The 18,731-nt window shown below is 47.7% G+C and carries 17 protein-coding genes; all 17 read right to left on the minus strand.

Annotated elements, in window-relative coordinates; translation table 11 throughout:
* Positions 1-33 precede the first annotated feature (33 nt).
* Positions 34-1,230, minus strand: a complete 1,197-nt coding sequence (locus tag CPZ25_RS05065; protein ID WP_167495168.1) for a glycosyltransferase — start codon at positions 1,228-1,230, stop codon at positions 34-36.
* A gap of 316 nt (positions 1,231-1,546) precedes the next feature.
* A complete protein-coding gene (locus CPZ25_RS05070) occupies positions 1,547-2,683 on the minus strand; it encodes a glycosyltransferase (protein ID WP_096919647.1) in 1,137 nt (378 codons plus the stop codon).
* Positions 2,684-2,689: 6 nt separating this feature from the next.
* Positions 2,690-3,553, minus strand: a complete 864-nt coding sequence (locus CPZ25_RS05075) for an NAD-dependent epimerase/dehydratase family protein (RefSeq protein WP_096919646.1) — start codon at positions 3,551-3,553, stop codon at positions 2,690-2,692.
* Entirely contained in the window at positions 3,550-4,170 is a 621-nt protein-coding gene (locus CPZ25_RS05080) for a sugar transferase (protein ID WP_083337118.1), read from the minus strand. Before CPZ25_RS05080 ends, CPZ25_RS05075 begins: the two co-directional genes overlap by 4 nt.
* A 364-nt stretch (positions 4,171-4,534) precedes the next feature.
* Positions 4,535-5,659: a GTPase family protein gene (locus tag CPZ25_RS05085; RefSeq protein WP_096919645.1), complete on the minus strand. Its 1,125-nt coding sequence runs from the start codon at positions 5,657-5,659 to the stop codon at positions 4,535-4,537.
* Positions 5,643-6,785 carry a YcjF family protein gene (locus CPZ25_RS05090; protein WP_096919644.1) on the minus strand — a complete coding sequence of 381 codons (1,143 nt, stop codon included), beginning with the start codon at positions 6,783-6,785 and terminating at the stop codon, positions 5,643-5,645. The genes CPZ25_RS05085 and CPZ25_RS05090 overlap by 17 nt, the downstream gene beginning before the upstream one ends.
* 260 nt (positions 6,786-7,045) lie before the next feature.
* Positions 7,046-7,987 carry a serine O-acetyltransferase gene (locus tag CPZ25_RS05095; protein WP_096919643.1) on the minus strand — a complete coding sequence of 314 codons (942 nt, stop codon included), beginning with the start codon at positions 7,985-7,987 and terminating at the stop codon, positions 7,046-7,048.
* 127 nt (positions 7,988-8,114) lie between these two features.
* Positions 8,115-8,882: an ABC transporter ATP-binding protein gene (locus CPZ25_RS05100; RefSeq protein ID WP_096919642.1), complete on the minus strand. Its 768-nt coding sequence runs from the start codon at positions 8,880-8,882 to the stop codon at positions 8,115-8,117.
* The gene (locus tag CPZ25_RS05105; RefSeq protein WP_074616981.1) at positions 8,860-9,708 is read right to left on the minus strand and encodes an ABC transporter ATP-binding protein; all 849 of its coding nucleotides are present in this window, start codon (positions 9,706-9,708) and stop codon (positions 8,860-8,862) included. The genes CPZ25_RS05100 and CPZ25_RS05105 overlap by 23 nt, the downstream gene beginning before the upstream one ends.
* Positions 9,705-10,589, minus strand: coding sequence for a nickel/cobalt ABC transporter permease (gene opp1C, locus CPZ25_RS05110; RefSeq protein ID WP_096919641.1), 885 nt, complete (start codon positions 10,587-10,589; stop codon positions 9,705-9,707). The genes CPZ25_RS05105 and opp1C overlap by 4 nt, the downstream gene beginning before the upstream one ends.
* 1 nt (position 10,590) lies before the next feature.
* Positions 10,591-11,520 carry a nickel/cobalt ABC transporter permease gene (opp1B, locus tag CPZ25_RS05115; RefSeq protein WP_096919640.1) on the minus strand — a complete coding sequence of 310 codons (930 nt, stop codon included), beginning with the start codon at positions 11,518-11,520 and terminating at the stop codon, positions 10,591-10,593.
* A 147-nt stretch (positions 11,521-11,667) separates the two neighbouring features.
* Complete coding sequence (gene nikA / locus CPZ25_RS05120; protein ID WP_096919639.1) at positions 11,668-13,257, minus strand: nickel ABC transporter substrate-binding protein; 1,590 nt, start codon at positions 13,255-13,257, stop codon at positions 11,668-11,670.
* Between the two features lie 109 nt (positions 13,258-13,366).
* Complete coding sequence (locus tag CPZ25_RS05125; protein WP_058694194.1) at positions 13,367-14,125, minus strand: class I SAM-dependent methyltransferase; 759 nt, start codon at positions 14,123-14,125, stop codon at positions 13,367-13,369.
* A 199-nt stretch (positions 14,126-14,324) separates the two neighbouring features.
* On the minus strand, positions 14,325-14,825 hold the full coding sequence (locus tag CPZ25_RS05130; protein ID WP_167495169.1) for an HD domain-containing protein: 501 nt from the start codon (positions 14,823-14,825) through the stop codon (positions 14,325-14,327).
* Positions 14,826-14,925: 100 nt separating this feature from the next.
* Positions 14,926-15,225 carry a helix-turn-helix domain-containing protein gene (locus CPZ25_RS05135; protein ID WP_013380888.1) on the minus strand — a complete coding sequence of 100 codons (300 nt, stop codon included), beginning with the start codon at positions 15,223-15,225 and terminating at the stop codon, positions 14,926-14,928.
* Positions 15,226-16,215: 990 nt separating this feature from the next.
* Complete coding sequence (locus CPZ25_RS05140; protein ID WP_243129345.1) at positions 16,216-17,724, minus strand: sensor histidine kinase; 1,509 nt, start codon at positions 17,722-17,724, stop codon at positions 16,216-16,218.
* Positions 17,708-18,403, minus strand: coding sequence for a response regulator transcription factor (locus CPZ25_RS05145; protein ID WP_096919636.1), 696 nt, complete (start codon positions 18,401-18,403; stop codon positions 17,708-17,710). Before CPZ25_RS05145 ends, CPZ25_RS05140 begins: the two co-directional genes overlap by 17 nt.
* Positions 18,404-18,731: the final 328 nt, after the last annotated feature.

Consider the following 18,731-nt stretch of genomic DNA (forward strand, 5'->3'; position numbering starts at 1 on the left):
TAAAATGATAAATAAAAATTAGTTTTATAGTTTTTATTCATTTCCTACGGTTATTTGATATCTCTCTATAACGGGTTTAAAAGTTTCTTTCCAAGATAGTTTTAAACGTGTATAGTTCCTTATATTTTCAGCTGTACTTGTAAGTGAATCATAGAACTTTACCACCTTTTCTATGTCCACATATTCTTTTTCTTCCTCTATAAGATATAAAAACTCTGGTTTATCTATTTTTCCATCTGGTAACTCATATGGCAAATCACTAATTTGTGGAAGCCCTCTAGCCAAATACTCACCTGTTTTTAGAGTAATACATCCCTTCAGTTTGTTGTTCAATTCTTTAATTCTTAATCCATTAACGGCAATATCAGCCTTTACATAAATCTCATCTAAATCCTTTCCTTCTAGATGTCCATAGAATAAAACATACTTTTCAAGACCCAAATTTTCTACTAATTCTTTTAGTCTAAGGTTTTCATTGATATTACCAACAATATGAAAAAAAACATTAACTGTTGGGCTACTTTCATAATAAGTTTTCAAACCATATATAATCTTATCGTATCCATGTACAAATGATACATAGGCAACACCAATTAAATTTATTTCTTTTAATCCTCTAAATGGCTTTTTTTGTATTGGATAATTTTCTACATCCACAGCATTTACAATTTTTACAAACTTTTTACAGCTATTTTCACAAGTCCCAATATATGTTATCAAATCCACCTTATTTATTAGAAATTTATATAAGAGCGAATCAATTAAATAGAATACAAAATTTTTTAAATTTTTATATTTTATTATTTTCATTTCCGATTTCCATGGAAATGTTGGGTACTCGTATATAATATAAATTCCTTTCTTTTTTAAATAATTTAATAATTTTAATAATTTTAATGTTATTGGAACTATCCTTCTAATATATATGATTTTAATAGAATATTCATTAATAATTTCATATATAATCTCGATGTATTGTTTAAATAATATAAATTCATCCTGTATATTTCTTTCTTTCTTTGATCGTTTTTTCCAAAATTGATATTCTCTCTCTATTATCTCTTTCTTATTTTTATCAAAACTATAGAGGCATAAACAATCATTTTTTACTATAAATAACTTACTGTCAAAACCCAAATCAACGAAACTTTTAGCTTGACTATGTATTTTATTTTTGTATCCAGGACGGATATCTTCATTTAAAAAACTGGTATATAAAAATTTTTTCACATTATTAACCTCTATTTTAAAAATTCGGAATAACATATATCTATAAAAGATTAAAATTGGAAATACCGCATTATGTAAGGACAAAAGTTTCATATAGAATCTATATTTTATATGTTTTTCAGATTTGCTTTCCGGTAAATATATGATGTATATTGATATTCTCCATAAAACTATAATACTGAAAAACATATAAAAGCGGATATATCAACAGGGTTGTACGACAAAAATTGTTCTTACAATTGTAATCAATGAAATAAAAAAGCTTGATAAATAATTTGTTAGCGCTAAAAAGTGATGCTTCCTTTTTATTCTCCATTTAGTCCTCAATGTATAAGTCCTTTAAAATAGTTTTGAATTTTTTATTAAATGCTTCTGCAGAAAAATTTTCATTATACATTTTTTGTGTCTGTTTTGTCATTTTCAAATAATTATCCTCATTCAATTTAACTATTTCTTTTGATACCTTTTTTAAAGAATTTTTAGTTACATTAAACCCCGCGCTATATTTATCTACTAAACTTTCCGTATCAGCCGGTATATTACTGATAATCGGTAACCCTGCACAAAAATAGTCAATTGACTTCATTGTAAGGCCAACATAAACATCTCTTTTCATAATATTTAATCCAAAATGGCACTGATCAAATACTTTTATTTTTTCTATTTCATTGAAAATTTTTCCATGATCTTCTACTTCAATATCCGCTTCCAATAGCGCTTCTAATAAAGCTTGTTTATTTTCTCCATCACCAATAATATGTAATACCACACTTTTATATTTTTTTATCTCTTGAAGTAATTTTATGATCAATTCAATATCGATAATATTGTTTATTGATCCTAAATAACACATACAAATTTTCGATTTAAGTGTTTTTTTTCTTATTACATTTTCATTCATTTCTTTAGCTAAATATAATGTTTTCATTTTTTCTTTTGATACAATATATTTAAGCTGTTCTTGATAAAGTGAACATTCCGTAATTACTAAATCTGCTTTATTTAAAAAATTATTCCTTAAATTTTTCCAGAACTCAAATGGTATTTTGTATAAAGTTGATTCTTTTATAGGAATTGTTTCTGGCCACATATCAATAAGGTCATAAATCAAGAGAAACTTTGCTTTTTTTCTGTAGTTCCCTAATTTTTTTGTCAAATAGTTAGGTGGTATCATTACCCATAGCAAATCTGGTTTCAGTTGCTCAACTTTTTCTAAGACCTTTTTAGTAAAATTATAATGAGAATATATTCTTTTGAATGATAAATTCTTATAATAAGGTATCGTGTCTACCATAGTGTAATTTGCTTGCCGATATATTTTTTTACTCTTTTCTATATGATCAAAATCACTACAAATGATCGTTATTTCAAAACCTTTTTCAAGTAAGTAATTTTCAATAAATTTTATTCTATTTTCATAATAATCAAAACAACTAATAAGAACAGCCCTCATTCTTTTTTAAATTCCTTCCGTTTTTTTGACAGATAACTTAAAATTTATAATCTGATAATCATAATTTAATTCTGATATCTCTTTTTCATACACCAGACTTCCAAAAACTTTATTGATCACGAGCACTTTTTTAGAGCCCCAGCGGATCAAGGGATTGAATGCTTTGGTTAAACGCATTTTCTTTCCATAAACTTCGGCGATGGTTTTGACCAGTTCGGTGGTTTTGACGTATTCCTTATTTTGTGGAAAGAAAATGCCTCTCGTTTCATTGTCGATCATCAGACGGATAAAGGCGCAGAGATTCTCAATATAGAGCATGCTCCTCTCATTCTCGATGTCTGGGAAGATTGGGGTTTTCTGCGCCAATCGGGCAAGTTTTGGGTAATTCCCTTTGGAGCCTTTGCCGTAGATCATGGGTGGTCTGAGGATGACCACGTTAAAATGTTCATCCTGCAGGGACAGTATGCCCTGTTCGGCCTGCAGCTTGCTGTTGCCGTAGAAGTTGGTCGGTGTTGGGATGGTGTCTTTTGTGATCACGCGCTTTTCTCCAAGCTTGCTGCTGTCGCCATAGACAATGATGCTACTCATGAAGATGAACTGCTTGACACCTTCGGCCTTGGCTTTTTTAGCGGCTTCAATGGTCAGGTCGCGGTTCACTTGATAATACAAGGTTTCCATGTCTGCTTTGGCGTCCACATGGGCGATGCCGGCGACGTGAAAGACCACATCGTAGGGACTGAAATCATGGGTCTGCCAATCGCCTTTGGTATCAAGGGTATCGATTTGATAGTCGTTCTGCCATTGGCTCATCCATCTTTCAAAGGAGGTGCCAATGTAGCTGTCTTTGCCGGTGATCAGAATGTGTTTCATTTCAAGTCCTCCTCTATGCCCATGGCCCCGGTACCGCCTTCCTGTACGCCTTCGTTTTTTAAGACGGAGGTGATGGTTTTAAAGAACATTTTGCAGTCAAAGGGAAAGCTGATGTTTTTTACATACTGTCCATCTAACTTGGCTTTGACTGGTATTTCCAGTTCGTCCCGGCCACTGATCTGTGCCAGACCGGTGAGTCCTGGCCGTATATCGTTGGCCTTATACTTATCACGTTCTGCAATCAGGTCTTCCTGATTCCAAAGTGCCGGGCGTGGGCCGATGAGGCTCATTTCGCCTTTGATGATGTTGAAAATCTGTGGCAGCTCGTCCAGGCTGGTCTTTCTTAAAAACCTGCCGACCTTTGTAATGTACTGATCGGGGTTCTTGAGCATATGGGTGGGCGTATCCTTTGGGGTGTCGATGGACATGGTCCGGAATTTATAAATATTAAATAGCTGTTTATGGATTCCCACGCGTTTTTGTTTGAAAAGAATGGGGCCTTTGGAATCGGCTTTAATGGCAATGACAAGGATGCCGTAAACGGGTGAAAGAATGACCAGTCCGACTGTTGACAGTGAAAAATCCAGTATGCGCTTGATATATTTTTGATAGATCATCTTACACTCCTATTTCAAAGCTGTATTCTGGTTCTTCTTCCTTATTATCAGTATCTTCTTCTTCTGGAATAAAAACTTCTTTTCTATCTCCCATTTTTTTTCCTTTTATATTTTATATTAAAACTCATCTAAATTTAACATCTAAAAAAATCAGAGCCCTCACGCTCTTCTTTTTCTTACAAAACATCGACTTTTTCAATATCGAAACCTATTATAACATTTGCTCCTAAGAATTGCACGTAAAATTTTGAAATAATTAAAAAAATTTATTTAAATTCGATTTATAATGGTTGTTTTCTAATAATTTGGGTATAGTGTCTGCCTTTGACGACCGTACGAAACGGACGGTCGTCTTTTCAATTCTTTATTCGGGGCTCTGCACAATTTTATAATACGCGCACAGCTCTGCTTTCATTTTACGGGTATATTCCTTTAGCATCTGGTACAGCTGTTCCCTGTATTTGGCCAGGCCCTTTCTGTAGAACTGGGCAAAGGCGTCGTGTTTTGCGGTTCTCTTTTCCTTTTTAAAGAGGCCTTGAAAAAACTGGCCGATATTGTCGCCTGCGGCCTGGAGGGCATCGGTAAGGTGGAGCTTCATTCTCAGGGCTTCCAGAGGTTTTCTGGGCTTTTTGGCAAACCCGACGGGGTTTTGCTCGAGGTGGTCGCAGAACTTCCAGTAATAGCGGTAGGCTTCGGAGATAAGGGTATCGTAGGACTGCTCGATATCGCTCTGCGCTTCCTCCGCGTAGGCGGTAAAGAGGCGGTTTCGTTCCTTCTCTTTGTGGGAGCTGATACCGCCGGGCTTTCTGAGGTCGGCGTCGATGCGGTAGCAGCAGCGGGTATACCAGGTCTCGATGATCTCTCTGCCCTCCTCCTCAAAAATATGGGGGATCTTCTGGCTGATGGCGCTCAGCAGGCCGGCCTTAATCCGGCTGATAATGGCTTCCCGGCCATAGGCCTGGGTCTTTTTCCCGGTGAGCAGGGTTTTGGACTGGCTGTTGACCGGGAGGATATCCTCCTCGGGCACATGGCCGCTCTGGGCAATGGTCTGGAGCATGGTCATGAGGTTATCCTGCCCTCCTGCCACATCGGCGTGGGTCAGAGCCACGATCACCTGGTTGCCCCCCTGGCGGAGGCTCTCGATGATCTCAAGGTCGAAGTCCTCTACCCGGGCGGCTTTGGCCGAAATACAGTAAATGATGGTATGAAACCACTCGGTGATCTCGGGCACGTCATGGGCTTTAAGGGTATCGTCTATGAGCTGCTTCCAGTCTCTGGCCTTATCGGCCTCCAGGCCCCAGGAATCGTACAGGTGCAGGGTAAAATCCGGGGACAGGGTCACTGCCTCCTCGTAAATGCCCATGCCGGTAACAGGCCGCCCTGCCCCGGTAGCGTAGACGTTTCTGCCAAAGATATAATTGAAGAGGGCGGTCTTCCCGGACCCGGTTTTGCCCAGGATAAGCACATTGGCGTCAAGTGTCTTTTCCATTTTTATGCTCCTTCAGCCAGCTTTCCACAAAGCCGGAAAGGATGGCACTGTCAAAGAATTCCGGATAGGACTGGGGCTTGCTGCCCTCAAACACGGCTTTTGAGTAGTTGGCACAGCTCTGGGACAGGGCCGCGCCGATGGCGGCGGTAAAGGTGGAGGCCACAACGGTGTTCACGGCAATGCCGGCCGCGGTGCCCACGCCGGGAATCATCTTGAGCACTCCGGCGGTCAGACTCTGGGCCAGCATGCGCCCTGCCTGGGTCACCACCAGGCTGCCCACAAAGGAGATGAGCTCCTCGGAGACTTTATCCAGCCCATAGGTTCTTAAAATATGCATGGCCATGGAGACCTGTATGGGTTCCAAAAGCACCGCGTCTGAAAACGGAATGGGCGTCGCGGCCACACCTGCCGCCGCGGTGGTATAAATAGGGATGATCTTTTTTGTGACCAGTTCCTGCTTTTTCTGAACATGGCCTGCCAGCGATCCGATAAAGCCTTCCTTTAAAGAGTCGTCCAGCTCGCGGATAGCCCAGTCGATCAGGGCCTCCCACTCAATATAAGGCTCCATTACCTCCTGGATATATTGATCCTCATGGGCGCTGGTGGCAAAGCAATGGACATTACAGTTTTCTGTGACGGCTCTGAACATCTCACGGTATTCCTCATAGTCCACGCAGTCCAGCTGGGTCAGTACCACAACAGTTGGAATATTTTTTTCTAAAAGGGTCTGCACCACAGAGATATCCATATCGGTCACCCGCTTGTTGGCAGCGGAGATACAGTACCAGGCCTCGTGGATCTGACCGGCCAGCCCTCCCTCCCGGCGTTCCTCAATCCATTTTTCCACATTGTCCCGATAGGCGGAGATTTTTTCCTCGCCGATCTCATAACCTTCGGTGTCGAAAAGATTGACGCTGGTTTCCTCACTGCTGTACTCGGTAATGCCTCTGGTCAACGGCCTTCCTGTGCCGGTGGCGGCCACATTTTTGCCAAAAATCCAGTTGACCACGGTGCTTTTGCCTGCTCCGGTGGCCCCGCAGATCAGGATATTAGGCTTTCGGATTCCGGCCGCTACCTTTTCCAGTTCTCTCTGAAAATCAAAATTTTTTACTTTAATATCGCTCATGGTTGCGCCTCTTTTCTCATGGTTGATCCTATAGGTTCATTATACCCTTTTATCCTTTGTTCTTCCACCACAAAAAAACGATGGATCAACGATCCACCGTTTTGGGTATAGTCAATTATTGATTGCAGGGGACGACCGCCAGAGCAGATCAAATAGCGCGGAACCACGAGGCGTGGTTCCCTACAAAATAATGGCGAAAGCTCTATCCCATCAAATCTGCCAAAGGCTGATTTACACCATAATTTTCCATTGAATTTCTCTTAATTTGCCCAGTCAAAATTTTCCTCGACCTCCTGGGGCTCACCGCCCTCCACCTGGAGCTCTGGGTTTTTCACGCTGACCTTTGAGCCTGCCGGGACAGACTGGGTGATAAAGCAGTTCCCGCCGATGATGGAATCATGCCCGATAACGGTCTCGCCGCCCAGAATAGACACGTTGGAGTAAATAGTCACATTGTCCTCAATGGTGGGGTGGCGCTTATGCCCGCGCAGGTTCTGGCCGCCTCGGGTAGAGAGGGCCCCCAGGGTAACGCCCTGATACAGCTTGACATAGTCGCCGATAATGGTGGTCTCACCGATGACAATGCCGGTGCCGTGGTCCATAAAAAAGTATTTTCCAATGGTGGCGCCTGGGTTGATGTCGATGCCGGTGCGGCTGTGGGCGTATTCGGTCATCATTCTCGGTATGATCGGCACGCCCAGCTGATAGAGCTCATGGGCGACACGGTAGACCATCATGGCAAACACGCCGGGATAGGAGAAGATGATCTGATCCTTATCCGCCGCGGCGGGGTCGCCGTCATAGGCTGCCTGTACGTCCTGGGCCATGTGGGTTCTGATCTTTGGCAGGGTCTTCATAAAGGCGCAGCTGATCTGCGCGGCCTCGTCGGCCACGGCCTGCACCTGGTATTTTTCGGAATTTTCATACTTGCGCATGAGGCAGAGGCGGATCTGCTTGTGCAGCCTTTCCTCAATCCGCATTAAAATATCCCCGATATAGTATTGGATGGTACAGTTAAAGAGCTCCCGGCTGCCGTAATGCCTTGGGTAAAACAGCTCTCTTATATCACACAAAATGCCAATGATTTCGTTTCTGTTTGGCAGCGCTGTGGAGGTATAAGTGGTGTAGGCGTCATCCTCATGATAGCTCTCCACCATTTCCTGGGTCAGCGGCGTAATACATTGATTAAATTCTCTGCTCACTGGTTCTTCCTGCTTTCCTGATTTCCTGATTTCATACTTGTTCTATCAATTAAATATGTGATTAATATTGTACCGCTTTTGCATGAAAACGTCAATGGCTGGCCAGCTAAAATCCCCTTCTATTTCCCTATACTTCAAAGGGAATTACCGAGTCCAGCAGTTTTTTGGCATAGGGGTTCTGTACCTGAGCCAGCTCACCGCTCATGCGTTCCTCCACAATGCGCCCTTTATATAGGAAGACTATTTTATTACAGAGGTGGGCGACGGCCTGCAGGTCGTGGGCCACAAACAGATAAGTCATGTTCATCTCGACCCGCAGCGTGTGCAGCAGGGTCATGATCTGGGCCTGAACCGACACGTCCAGTGAGCTGATGGCCTCGTCCAGAACGATGAACCGGGGGCTCGTGGCAATGGCCCGGGCGATGCACACCCGCTGAAGCTGACCGCCGGACAGCTCGTGGGGATAGCGTTCCTTAAAGGCCTCGGGCAGGCCGACCTTTTCGAGCAGCGTGTCGATCTGCTGGTCCTCCGGCCTTTTTCCAAGGGCCAGCAGCGGCTCCGCAATGGCCTCCCTCACAGTGAACTGCCCATTGACCGAGGAGGTATAGTCCTGGAAGACAACGCTCATTTTGCCCCGGTTCTGGGCGAGCCATGTCTTAACGGGCTTACCCTCGATAAAAATACCGCCGCTGCCCTTATCGGCTTTTTCAAGGCCAAGGATCAGGCGGGAGAGGGTGCTCTTGCCGCTGCCGCTCTCCCCGATCAGGCCCACGCACAGGCCCTCCTCGATGTTAAAGCTCACGCCCTCCAGCACCTTGAGTCGGCCCCCGCTAAAGCCCTCGCCCACCTTCAGGTAGCTCTTGTGCACATCCTTAATTTCTACCAGGTTCTTCATGGCGCGCCTCCTTTTTCATGGCTTTTTTAAAGGAATCGGTGATCATGAGCCGGGTATCGATCAGATACCGGGTATAGTCGTTCTGAGGGTTTCTAAACACTTCCTCTGCCCTTCCAGCCTCCACACCGCAGCCCTTTTCCATGACAAACAGATCGTCACACAGGCGCTTGACCACGCCTAAATCGTGGGAGATAAAGATGAGCGCCGTACCTGTCTCCTGCCGCAGCAGTTCAAAGGCCTCCACCACCTGCTGCTGGTTTACGGCGTCCAGAGCTGTGGTTGGCTCATCCGCAATGATGACAGCCGGCTTCATGGCCAGGGCGATGGCGATCATGCAGCGCTGAAGCATGCCGCCGGATAATTGGTGCGGGTACTTCCTGACTACCTGCTCCGGGTCCCGTATATTCAGGGCTGCCAGCACCTCAGGCGCCAGGGCTTTCGCGTCCTTTTTGTCCATTTTCAGATTCTGCGCAAAGGTCTCGGCCATCTGGGTGCCCACACGTGCCAGGGGATCAAAAGCTGTCATGGCGTCCTGGAGGATCATACAGATTTCCCGTCCCCGGATATGTCTCAGCCGGCTCTCCTCCAGTCCGATCAGCTCTGTCTCACAGTCCTTTTGTGTAAACAGCGCAGAGCCAGTGGTCTTAAGCCAGGGATTTAACAAACCGAGCACTGCCCTCGCCGTCATGGATTTGCCGCTGCCGCTCTCGCCCACAATGCCCAGGCAGCTGTTCGCCCTCAGCTCAAAGCTCAGCTTGTTCACAATGACCTCGCCACCGCGCACATCGGTGACACTCAGGTCCTTTACACGCAGCAGACCGCTCATGACACCACCGCCTTTTTGCGCGCGAAGATGGATCTGCGCCTGCGCTTAAAGCCTTTGTCCAGCTTTGGATTCATGGCCTCCTCAATACCGTCGCCTAAAAAGTTAAAGGCCGCCACCACCAGAAAAATAGCGATCCCCGGCGCCAGCATCTGGCCGGGGTTGGTGGTCATGACGTTCTTGGCCTCGTTCAGCATCATGCCCCATTCCGCGGTGGGCGGCTGGACCCCAAGGCCCAGAAAGGACAGGGCGGATATGTTTAAGATAATGGCCCCGGTATCCAGCGTTGCCAGTACAGCGATCTCACCAAAAGCGCCCTTAATCAGATGCTTTCTGATAATATAGCCGGTGCTGCACCCCGCTACACGGGCAAACCGGATGTCATTTTTATCCATAAAACGGATCACAATGCCCCGGACCATGCGCACATACCAGGCCCACTTGGCGATGATGGTGGCGATGACAATGTTAAAGATGCCTGTACCCAGCATCCCCACAATGGCTAAAATCATGACCTCGCTGGGGAAGGACAGCATCATGTCGCACACGCGCATGATCACCTCGTCCACCACGCCTCTGAAATAGCCTGCAATCACACCCAGCGCCACCCCGATACCAATGGTGCAGAGCATGGTGACAATGGATAAGAGCACGGTAATCCGGCCGCCGTACAGAATACGCGAAAGGGTATCCCTTCCCAGCTGGTCGGTTCCAAACCAGTGTGCCAGAGACGGCCCCTGGAATTTCATGACGATATTCTGAGCGGTCGGATCATAGGGCGCAATGACTGGCGCCAGGACCGCGGCCAGAATGACCAGCAGCAAAAATACCGCGCTGGCCACAGCCAGCCGGTCAGCCTTAAAGCGTTTGAAAAATCCGGTCATGTTACACCTCCTGCCGCATCCGCGGGTCCATGAGCGTGGTGATGATATCCACAGCAAAATTACAGACAACAAAAAGCACTGCCATGATGAGCACATAGGCCTGGATCACCGGGAAGTCCCGGTTAAAAATGGCGGTCACGCAGAGCCTGCCCATGCCCGGCCAGGCAAAGATATTCTCAATGACTACTGTGCCCGCGATCAGCTTGGGAATGGACATGCCCAGGGCGTTGAGCGCGGTGTGCAGGGAGTTCCCCAGCACATGACGGGTGACGGTGCGCTGGCTGAGGCCCCGGGCCCGCAGATAGAGCACATAGTTCTCTCCCTGGTTTTTAATCATGTTATTGCGCAGCAGCCTGGCGTAGGTGGCGATATACCCCAGCGACAATGTCACCGCCGGCAGGATCACTGAGCCCGGCACGGTCATACCGCTGGTGGGCAGCAGTCTCAGCTTGACAGCAAAGAGCCACATGAGCAGAATACCCGCCCAAAAGGCCGGCATAGCTGTGCCGATAAAGATAACTCCCCGGATAATCCGGTCACCGATGCTGTCTCTGTAAAGCGCGCACAGCACCCCGGCCCCTACCGAGACCACCAGTATGATGACCAGGGAGACGAAGGCCAGGTACAGTGTCGGCGGCAGTGCCTTTGCGATCTCAGCGCCAACAGGCTTGTTGTTCGCGTAGCTGTTGCCAAAATCACCCCGAAGGGCATCCCCCACCCAATGGAAATAGCGGGTCAAAAAAGGCTCGTCCAGGCCAAGTTTTTCCCGCATATCCGCAATATTCTGTTCCGTCGGCACCACCTCGTTGACCCGCAGCGCCACCTCGGCAGGATCGCTTGGGCTTAAATTAATGAGGATAAAAGCAAAGAAGGAGATCCCGATAAGAATCGGGATCATCCAGAGCAGTCGCTTTATAATATAGTTTTTCATTGAGGTCTCTCTTAAAGGTTATAATCTTAATCTATCAGGAAAGATTTTTTGAATGGAGAATTGAGAATGCAAAATGGAGAATTTCTGAACAAACCAGCAAAGCCGGTTTGTTCTTTTAATTCTCCATTCTCAATTCTACATTCTGCATTAATTCCAGTACATCTTCTCAAAGGGAATCTCGTACTGAGAATCGTTGAACGTTACCCCCTGCAGGCCTTTAATCCCAACTGCCTTGGTCTTGGAGTAGGAGATGGGCACGTAGACGCACTGGTCGTTGATGTAGGTCAGGATTTCTTTGTACATACCCGCCCGGGCGTTGTCATCTGCCTCGATCATAATCTTAGTGATGGTATCGTCAAGCCACTGCTTCCTTTCAAGGCCAGTCTGCGCCTGGTAATCGCCGTGTGCCGGGATTCTCCATGAGGAGACATAGGACTGGGGATCGTATGGTGTTCCCCAGGACAGGGAGTACTGGAGATCAAAATCACCGGACTTCTGGCGGTCCAGGAATGCCTGCTTTTCTTCGGCTAAAATATTCATCTTAATCCCAACGGCGGCCAGATCGGCCTGGATGGATTCTGCGATGGTTCCCTCCTGGGCGTTCTGAGAGTTGTAGGAAAAGGTCACTTCGCATTTTTTGCCGTCCTTCTCACGCACACCGTCTGAGCCCATGGCCCAGCCCGCCTCGTCCAGAAGCTTTCCGGCTTTATCCGGGTCATAGGAATAAGTTTTTAAGTCAATATCACAGTAGGGTACGGTTTTCGCCATCAGTGTATCGGCCTGGTCCTCGGAGCCATTTAAAATGCCCTCGATGATGTTCTGCTTGTTAATGGCCATCTCGAAAGCCTCACGCACCTTCAGATCACTGGTGACCGGCGCTTTGCTGTTCAGCAGAATCGCTCTCGAGGCTACCGGTTCACTGAGGTAGGTCACATAGGCGCCCTCTGATTCCAGCTTTTTAAAGGAATCCAGATCAATCTGGTCGCCGTCAGCGCCGAAAAGCAGATCGACCTCGCCGTTTTGCAGGGCCAGCAGAATGGTCTGAGGATCGGGCATCACCTTCCAGTTAATCTTGGAAACCCTGGCCTTGTCACCCCAGTAGTGATCGTTGCGGGTAAAGGTGGCGTACTGGTTGTCTTCATGCTCCGACAACACCCAGGGGCCTGTTCCTGCGTAGCCGCTGACGCCGTCCTTGGTATTCCCATCCACAAAGCATTTGGGGGAGATGAAACGGAAGGGCCGTGTCAGGCCCAGCTCGACCAGTGTCGGGTAATAGGGATGGGCCAGCACCAGCTTGAAGGTGTTGTCATCCACGACCACGGTATCTGCGATTTCGTTGACCATATCCAGCCAGGCATGGCGCTCCTTGTTGCTGATAATGGCGTCAAAATTCTGTTTGACCGCCTGGGCGTTAAAGGGCTCGCCGTCCGTAAAGGTCACGCCTTTTCTTAAATGAAAGGTATACGTAAGCCCGTCATCCGAGATATCCCAGCTTTCTGCCAGGGCAGGCTTTACCTCACCATCTTCATTCTTTGTCAGCCCTTCAAACACCATGTTCTGGGCAGACATTTCTCCTGAGTACAGGTGTGGGTTGATGTCCCTTATATCCTTGGTGCAGGCGTAGTTGATCTCATCCTTCCCGGACACATCTGTGCCGCCTGTGCTGCCACAGCCTGCCAAAAGGCTGGTGCACATGACCGCTGTCACGAACAGCGCTGCAATTTTTTTAAGCTTCATTTTCTTCTCCTTATGGGTTTTAGTGTTTTAAACAAACACGCCTCTGCCACTTCACAGACGCTGTAAAATGGTAAAGGCGTATCCATAACGTTTGATATGATGCGCGGCCTTATTTGGTCGCTGCGATCATGAACATGGGGGTTGAGGCGTAGTTCACCTGTTCCTCGTCGTCCCAGACGCGGTCTCCCATATCCTGTTCGATCATCACTTTTTTAAAGCCGATGTTCAGCAGAACCGCGGCGTCCCACTGTGGGCGCATGGTACGGCTCAGCGGTAAATTTCTGGCAATCTCTTCCATGGCTGTGGTGTCTGTGCACACGTAGTGGTCGTTGTAACCCTGGGCCTGAGAGTTATTGCGGTCCTCAAAGTATTCCCGGCGCTTGTCCTCATCGTAAAGATGCAGGTACCAGTTTGCATCAAAGTTTAGCATTCTGCCGCCCGGCGCCAGCACGCGGTGCCACTCCTCATAGGCTTCATCTGGTCTTTCCAGGTTCCAGGTCAGGTTTCGGGTTACGATCAGATCAAAGGTGTTATCCTCAAAATCCAGCGAGTGGGCGTCCATGCGTCTGAAATCAATGGCGCTTTTATAAATGCCGGCGTTCTTTTTAGCCTTATACAGCATGGCGTCGGTGTAATCCACAGCGGTAACATCATAGCCGCAGGAGGCCATGGTGATCGCAAAAAATCCCGGGCCTGTGCCGATGTCCAGCACCTTCAGCTTTCGGCCGATCACATCCGGCTTATAGCTGTTGATCAGGTCTTTCCACACATCCATTTTATAGCTGTTCAGCTCAGCCTCGTTTACTTCAGAATAGCCGTCTGCCCGGCCTTCCCAATAATTTTCGACTCTCTCTAAAATATTCTCCATTTTTAACGTCCCCTTTTGATTATTATCACGCTACTTGTTCATTACAAAAAATAAAGCCACGAAGAACCAAAGCGGTCTGCAAACCGCAAAATAAGCCTTCATGACTTTGTATATACAGGTATTAACTTGTGAATATTTTCTCATATTTGACGGTCGTTGTCAATGGATTTTTAGATTTTTACTTTAAAAAAAATTGACGCTATTTAAGCATTCTTTCCAGCTGTCCCAGCGCTTCCAGAAAGTCAGCCTCAAAGCGGGTATTTTTAAAAAAAGGAACATACCAGCGCACGCTCTCGTCGTAGTACTTCTGCCGGAAGGCCCGGCTCGAATCCGCGGTTGTCCTCAGGTTATGAATCCTGTCCGCGCACTTTACATCCTTTGCCATAGCGTTTCGGTCAATCCCGCCCAGGTAGTCGGCCATGTCGTAGGGTTTGGGCTTGGTCAGCAGGATCACAGCGTCCAGCACCTCCCTGTCACTGCGCTTTAAAATCTCTTCCTGGGTGGTGTCCGTATCCTCCAGCAGGTCATGAAAAAGAGCCGTGAGTAAGGTATTATCATTATAGCCCCGCTCCTGTAGATAAGCCGCCACCGCCACAGGGTGGGTAATAAAGGGGATACCACCCCAGCGCAGCTGGCCCGCGTGTTTATCTGAAGCAAAGTCCAGAGCATCCTTTAAACGTGAATCGGTAATCTGAAACATAATGCGCCTCCTTTTTAACATTATACCCTCTTTTAGCTCAAATTACTATTGCCCGTAAAGCCCTTTCCAATCTAAAAGAGGCAAAGCCATCGCTTTACCCCTAATTGTTTTTATTGTTTAAATGATTGAATTCTGCGATCAGGCTGTTAATGATATGAATCTGATCGTCTGTTAAAAAGTCAAGATTAAAAACGCGCTCATCGGACAGGCCCAGGAGAAAATCGGTCGACGTATTTAAAGTTACCGCTATTTTTCGCAGTACATCGACCGATGGATACTTTGCAGAGGTCTCATAGGCCGAAACACTCCCCTTGGTGATCCCCAGCTTATCTGCCAGCTGCTGCTGTGTATATCCTTTTTCCTGTCTGAGTTGTCTGAGCTTTGATCCAAAATATACCATTTGCTTTTCTCCATCGCGTTTTTAATAACAATACCATTTGCTTGTATTCTAATAATAAACTAATATACCCTGAGTTGACTTTTTACCCGATGAGTGTTATTATTAGTATCATCATTAAAGGTATTATGAAGAAAAATAGTTAATGTCAATCAATAAATAATAAAGTTCACTATCTATGAGGCAGTTCCTTTCTCTGCCCACAGTGAAATCAGGCGGAAGCACTTCTCTCTTGGTATCCAAAACTGCTCCACACCATTTACTCGCTTCCGCCTAATAATAAAAATAAAAAGTGCCGGTTGGAAGCCTCCAGCCAGCACTTTTTTTACAAAACACCAAAGCTTTTCTTAAGAATTTTCACTTCATCCCTCACGCCTTTTGCCATTCAGGCCGCACCTTAGTCATTTCTCTTATTCTCTAAAGAAATTTATCCTGACAGGCTAATCCTTTCTACTCCTCCCGACCTGTATTTCATTCACGAACGTATGAAACGGACGGTCGTGGTAGAGACGGTGGTTGCAGTGCAGCGAGGAACCAGCAATGGATTTTCTTTAGGATGCCGCAAATCGCGGCACTCTTACCTCACAGCTTCGATGGTCTGCGCAACTCTGTACAAATTTGTCTGGTCATGAGACCATAGGCTCAGTTCGGTAAAGTGCCGCGCTCTGCGGCGGGACAGATAGAAAATCCATTGCTTCCTCAGAAAATTGACAAACTGGTATACAGCTCTGTGAAACTTGATAAGATTTATACTGCCCTCTCACTCTTAGGCGCTGCACCGCAAAACCACCATTTGTAGAGGAGCCGAAGGATATTCTCCCCGTGTGGCGCGAGCAGGGTACTTTACCGAACTGAGCCTGCGGTCTCATTGAGAAAGAAGGTTGCACATTTTTCGCAGACCGCCGAAGCTGTGAGGTAAGAGTACCCTGATTGTGCCACATACCTGAATATCCTTCGGCGGATTTTGGCTACACTCTGTTGCGACCGTCCGTTTCATACGGTCGTGTTCTCTTTGCCGGGCAGCTCCAGCGTCACAGTTGTGCCCTGACCTTCTTCGCTTGTGACCGTCAGGCCAATTTTGTGCCGCTCTGCGATCTCCTTGGCGATGGGAAGTCCCAGACCGGTTCCCTCGGCATTTTCCTCGGACAGGGTTTTATAAAAGCGTTCAAAAATATGCTTCTGATCCTCCGCGCTGATGCCGCAGCCATGATCGGTAATGGTAAGCGTATGCTCAGACAGGCACATTTCAATCTGTCCGCCCCCTGGTGAAAATTTTATGGCGTTGCTCATGGCAATCATGAGCAGCTGCCGCAGGCGCAGGTAGTCACCCTGCATAAAGTAAACGCCCGTGTCCACCTCAGTGGTGACAGTCAGTTCCTTTTCCTTTGCCATATTCTGGGCACTGCGCCGCACCTCGCTGATGATATCACAGAGATTCACCTGCTCCAGGTTAAGGCTGAACTCGGCATTCTGGAGTCTGGACAGGTCCAGCAGGTCATTGACCAGCCGTTTAAGAGCCAGGCTTTCCGCGTACATTTCCTGATGATAGGCAGCCACCTGAGCCGGATCCGTCACCACGCCGCCGGCCAGAGCTTCTAAAGAGCCGCAGAGCACTGTCACCGGGGTTTTAAGCTCATGGGAGATATTTGAGAAAAAGGCCTGCTGCATTTTCTGGAACCGCTCGTGCTCCTCACTGGAAAGCTTAAGCTGGTGGCTTAAGGTATCCAGCGAACCGGCCAGCTGCCCGATCTCATCCTGCCGCTTGATGTGGCTCGCGGCTGTATAATCACCCCCGGCCAGCCGCCCGGCCATTACCTGCATTTCTTTCATGGGCTTTGTGAAGCTGCGGGCCAGCAGCACCGCAAAACCAATCCCGATCACCAGCGCCACGCACAGGCTGATGGCCAGGGTTCTAAAGCCCTCATTGGCTGCGCTCTCAATCCCCTCCACCGGCGAGTGAAGCAGCACCACGGCCTGTATATTGCCCGAACTGTCCCGGACCGGAGCCCCAACCGTCAGCGTCGGGGCGTTTAGCAGGCCCGAGAAGCCCTCGCTCGCAGTGACCTGCCCCCCAAAAGCCTGGTCTACCACCGTTTCGGCATCGGCCGGCAGATCGGCGTAGTTATAGGTAGACGCCGGGGTCTGGTGGCCTTCGTGGGTGGATGGCGTTACCAGGTTGTGGTCGGCATCCACGACCCACACATCCGCCATGGCGATATCGTCCAAAAAACGGATATAGGCCGCGTAGCCCATGCCATTGCCGTTCCCTGCCCCGCGGCTTCCCTCGCCATGCTTTCCGTCTCTGCTGCCTTCGGCGGATATAAAGGTGCCAAAGGTATCCGCTATGGCGCCTGCCCGGTCCTCCAGCTGCTTCTGGGTCAGCGCGACATTCTGCTTTTTAAACAGCAGAAAAAACACCGAACCGGCCACCAGCGCAAAGACCAGAAGGGCCAGAGAGAAATATAGACCCAGTTTAAAGGCAATGCTACGCTTCCTCATCATTCACCTCAAAGCGATACCCAACCCCCCAGATGGTCGCGACGCTCCACCCGGGATGCTCTCTTTTTCCCAGCTTGGCCCTCAGGCGCCGGATATGGGAATCGACCGTACGGTTATCGCCGTAATAGTCATAGCCCCACACAGCGTCCAGCAGGTTGTCCCTTGAAAAGACCTTTTGCCGGTTCGTGGCAAGGGTCCAGAGCAGCTCTGTCTCTTTTTTAGTGAGCGGTACTGCCTCGCCGTCCACCGTTGTGGTATAGGTGTCCAGATCGATGGTCAAGCCCTTATAGCTGAAAAACTGATGTCTGGCTCCGCCATCCCGGGACAGCCGCCGCAGAATAGCCCGCACCCGCGCCATAACCTCTCCGCCGGAAAAGGGCTTGACAATATAATCATCGGCGCCAATGTCCAGCCCCATGATCTTCTCAAAGTCTTCGCCCCGGGCTGTTATCATAATAATCGGAACGGCCGATTCCTCCCGTATTCGCCTGCAGACCTCAAAGCCGTCAAGCTTTGGCATCATTACATCCAGCAGAATAACTGCCGGGGCTTCCCGCCTGTAGGCGGCGAGGGCCTCCTCACCGTCATAGGCGACAACAGGCTCAAAGCCCTCCTTACGCGCGTAGGCTGTGAGCACTGCTGTTATCTGCCTGTTATCATCCGCAATCAGCATTTTTTCCATATTCTTTACCTCGCATAAATTTCCTTACGCCTATTATACCTCAGAAGTATGACAAAAGGATGACGAAAGTTAAAGGGTTGTCAAATTTGAAATGCATATGCAAAATTAAAGCAAGAAGCAATCCAGGTGGAAGGTGGAAGGTTAACGAACCCTTTGGCTGACGCCAAAGCGATTAAGCAGGAGACGACGCCTTCGAGGTCTGCCCCATAGCTTGCCGCCTTACGGACAAACTGAAGCAGGTATCGTGCCGCCAGGGCAGATCAAATGCCGCGGAACCACGGGGGCGTGGTTCCCTACAGATTACAGTCCAGGAGTCCATTAGCGGCCG

The organism is Eubacterium maltosivorans, assembly GCF_002441855.2.
GTDB classification, from domain to species: Bacteria; Bacillota; Clostridia; order Eubacteriales; family Eubacteriaceae; genus Eubacterium; species Eubacterium maltosivorans.

Bases quoted from the DNA above. Each gene is read 5' to 3' on its own strand.
- CPZ25_RS05070 (WP_096919647.1), bottom strand. From the start codon at position 2,683: ATGAGGGCTGTTCTTATTAGTTGTTTTGATTATTATGAAAATAGAATA.
- CPZ25_RS05075 (WP_096919646.1), bottom strand. From the start codon at position 3,553: ATGAAACACATTCTGATCACCGGCAAAGACAGCTACATTGGCACCTCC.
- CPZ25_RS05080 (WP_083337118.1), bottom strand. From the start codon at position 4,170: ATGATCTATCAAAAATATATCAAGCGCATACTGGATTTTTCACTGTCA.
- CPZ25_RS05085 (WP_096919645.1), bottom strand. From the start codon at position 5,659: ATGGAAAAGACACTTGACGCCAATGTGCTTATCCTGGGCAAAACCGGG.
- CPZ25_RS05090 (WP_096919644.1), bottom strand. From the start codon at position 6,785: ATGAGCGATATTAAAGTAAAAAATTTTGATTTTCAGAGAGAACTGGAA.
- CPZ25_RS05100 (WP_096919642.1), bottom strand. From the start codon at position 8,882: ATGAAGAACCTGGTAGAAATTAAGGATGTGCACAAGAGCTACCTGAAG.
- CPZ25_RS05105 (WP_074616981.1), bottom strand. From the start codon at position 9,708: ATGAGCGGTCTGCTGCGTGTAAAGGACCTGAGTGTCACCGATGTGCGC.
- opp1C (WP_096919641.1), bottom strand. From the start codon at position 10,589: ATGACCGGATTTTTCAAACGCTTTAAGGCTGACCGGCTGGCTGTGGCC.
- opp1B (WP_096919640.1), bottom strand. From the start codon at position 11,520: ATGAAAAACTATATTATAAAGCGACTGCTCTGGATGATCCCGATTCTT.
- nikA (WP_096919639.1), bottom strand. From the start codon at position 13,257: ATGAAGCTTAAAAAAATTGCAGCGCTGTTCGTGACAGCGGTCATGTGC.
- CPZ25_RS05125 (WP_058694194.1), bottom strand. From the start codon at position 14,125: ATGGAGAATATTTTAGAGAGAGTCGAAAATTATTGGGAAGGCCGGGCA.
- CPZ25_RS05130 (WP_167495169.1), bottom strand. From the start codon at position 14,825: ATGTTTCAGATTACCGATTCACGTTTAAAGGATGCTCTGGACTTTGCT.
- CPZ25_RS05135 (WP_013380888.1), bottom strand. From the start codon at position 15,225: ATGGTATATTTTGGATCAAAGCTCAGACAACTCAGACAGGAAAAAGGA.
- CPZ25_RS05140 (WP_243129345.1), bottom strand. From the start codon at position 17,724: ATGATGAGGAAGCGTAGCATTGCCTTTAAACTGGGTCTATATTTCTCT.
- CPZ25_RS05145 (WP_096919636.1), bottom strand. From the start codon at position 18,403: ATGGAAAAAATGCTGATTGCGGATGATAACAGGCAGATAACAGCAGTG.